At 38.9% G+C, this 1551-nt stretch carries 4 protein-coding genes; 2 read left to right on the top strand and 2 right to left on the bottom strand.

The window, feature by feature from the left end; all coding sequences use genetic code 11:
• The coding region (locus AC075L_RS21290) for a hypothetical protein (protein ID WP_476388169.1) at positions 1–292 on the bottom strand (292 nt) is incomplete at its 3' end.
• 9 nt (positions 293–301) lie between these two features.
• A complete protein-coding gene (locus AC075L_RS21285) occupies positions 302–541 on the bottom strand; it encodes a hypothetical protein (RefSeq protein WP_476387271.1) in 240 nt (79 codons plus the stop codon).
• A 124-nt stretch (positions 542–665) separates the two neighbouring features.
• Between AC075L_RS21285 and AC075L_RS21280 the strand changes: the two genes are divergently transcribed.
• Positions 666–1253 (top strand): DUF1349 domain-containing protein, encoded by a 588-nt coding sequence (locus AC075L_RS21280; protein ID WP_476388168.1) that lies wholly within the window; start codon positions 666–668, stop codon positions 1251–1253.
• Positions 1254–1276: 23 nt separating this feature from the next.
• On the top strand, positions 1277–1495 hold the full coding sequence (locus AC075L_RS21275) for a VOC family protein (RefSeq protein WP_476388167.1): 219 nt from the start codon (positions 1277–1279) through the stop codon (positions 1493–1495).
• The last annotated feature ends 56 nt before the right edge of the window (positions 1496–1551 follow it).

The following is a 1551-nucleotide window of genomic DNA, read 5'->3' as shown; positions in this document are numbered from 1 at the left end:
TCTGAATCTTTGTCAAAGACTGCAGCTTTCTTATACTTCCTGCAGGAACCTGATCCCTGATTGCCTTTGCAATCCCGTCCATAGTTACCAGATCTGCCATCCGCTTATTCCACGCTATAATAGCATCCGGATCCGCCTCATTAAATCCGGCGCAGAGAGACTTATGGGAAGCTGCAGTCCATGAAGTTCTGTCAAACTCTTTCCTTCCTGTGACAATCTCATAAAGTTCCAGTGCCGCATCTGCTGCCTCCCGGATTGTATCTGACTCCTGATACAGCGCAGCAGACCACAAGGTATGTGCCTATCCGTTCTCCTCCCAGAATCTCACTCCAAGTGTATCTTCCAGTTCATCCAGATCCCTGCCAAACAGCCGGTTCTCCTTAGGATTATCATTTACGCCAAAAATACGAACAATAAATTTTCCGTTTCTCTGCTTCAGCCCATGGAGAACAACATTATCAGGAATAACCTGATCCTGCACATCTATGTAAGAGAGCACACTGTGGCTGCCATCCTGGAATTTCCATGCACACTTCTTCATGGGGTCTGACCCCGAGAGTTCTTTGAAACATATTTTACGATATTATACAATAAATCTCATAAATAAATCAATGAAAACAAAAATATTATATTATATAATTCAATAAAAAACGAGGTGAAAGAACATGATATTTAAATGGTTAAATGAAAGTGAAATAATGATAGAGGGGGATAAAATTGAAATATTCGCTCCGGCTAAAACAGATTTTTTCTGCGGAAGCACAGACGAGTGTGAAGAAGGATTTTTACCGGAATCACTTTGTAACGCACCTTACTATTATACGGAGATAGAAGGGGATTTTGTTCTTAAAGTAAAAGTATCGCATGGTTTTAAGGATACATATGATTCTGCTTCAGTAATGATTATGAAGGATCTGAACTGCTGGGCGAAGTGTTGTTTTGAATTGACGGATTTCGGAACTCATGCTGCTGTAAGTGTTGTTACAAAAGGGGATTCAGATGATGCAAATGGATGTAATCTTGAAGGAAATACGGCATGGCTCCAGGTTTGCAGGGTTGGTAATAATTTCGCCTTCCATTATTCCTTGGATGGTGTCAATTTCTATATGATGAGATATTTCCATATGCCCGTTATGCCTGTTATAAAGGTCGGTCTGCTGGCTCAGGCTCCTACAGGGTTGGGGGGAAAACGTGTATATGAAAATTTATCTATTGAGAGAAGGACAGTAAAAAATATCAGAGCTGGAAAATAAGGATTGGTGATTCCTAATATCTTATGAAAATAATGGTGAAAATAGAAAATTCCATATCAGGAAAGAGTCTTTCTCTGTATGTTGACAATAAGAATAAGGTAAATGAATTAATGATCAATCTGATAGAGGCAGGATTTACCGTTAACTATGAGCCTCGTTATATATCTGGAAATTATGAAGGATGCTTTCTGTATGAGGATGGAAATGTGATTAAAATATGTTGTAGAAAACAAAAGGAGTGACGACTATGCCAAATTATCAGAAAACAAAAAGAGCCTGTTATATGGGATTTATTGGT

The sequence above is a fragment of the Blautia sp. ZXY-1-B12 genome, assembly GCF_056339915.1.
Note: the sequence above shows the minus strand (reverse complement) of the source record. Positions and strands in the feature narration are given on the sequence as shown.